Origin of the sequence: Mesorhizobium sp. M0208 (assembly GCF_040322015.1) — a bacterium.
Taxonomy (GTDB): Bacteria; Pseudomonadota; Alphaproteobacteria; order Rhizobiales; family Rhizobiaceae; genus Mesorhizobium.
Map to the genome: position 1 here is coordinate 1 of NZ_JAMYSP010000127.1, position 606 is coordinate 606.

Here is a 606-nt window from a genome sequence, read left to right on the forward strand (position 1 = left end):
GACTCCTGGCTGGCGACGCCGGTGCCGACCAGATCGATGATCAGCCGGATCGCGTCCTTCGTCGCCTTGCCGCGCACAAGCTCCTGCGCCCAAGTAATGCGCGCAGCAATGTCACCGCCGGTCGCCCAATGGCCGAGCGTCGCCCCTCGTCTCGCTGCCGTGATGGCGTTGTCGGAAGCGGCACGCCAGTCACCGCCAGCGACGCCGCGGCTGATGGCGGCAGCGACCGCTGCGGCCGAAGCGATTGCGATCGACGTGTTGTGCGTCGCCATGCAGGTTTCGGCCACTTTGGCGACCAGCGCGTCAAGCGGCTCCAGCGGCATCATGATACCTACTGGCGCGATGCGCATGGCCGCACCATTTGTGTCGCCACTGCGCCCGGCTTCCTCGGCTGGTATACCATTGTTGATGGCGTCGATGGCGCGTTTGGTTGATGGTCCCAGCAGATCGTAGCTGCCGCGCGCCTTGACATCGCGTTCCCAGTCGAGCAGCGCGTTGACCCACCGCGCATGGTCGAACCGGTTACCGGATTCGACCAAGATACGGCCAAGCAGAAGCGCCTGTTCGGTGTCGTCGGTGATCGTTCCGGCCGGGAGCCCCTTCGAC

The 606-nt window shown here is 65.7% G+C and carries 1 protein-coding gene; it reads right to left on the minus strand.

The window, feature by feature from the left end:
- Positions 1–606, minus strand: a 606-nt coding sequence (locus NKJ17_RS33950) for an ADP-ribosylglycohydrolase family protein (protein WP_352692075.1), incomplete at both ends; no start/stop codon positions are given.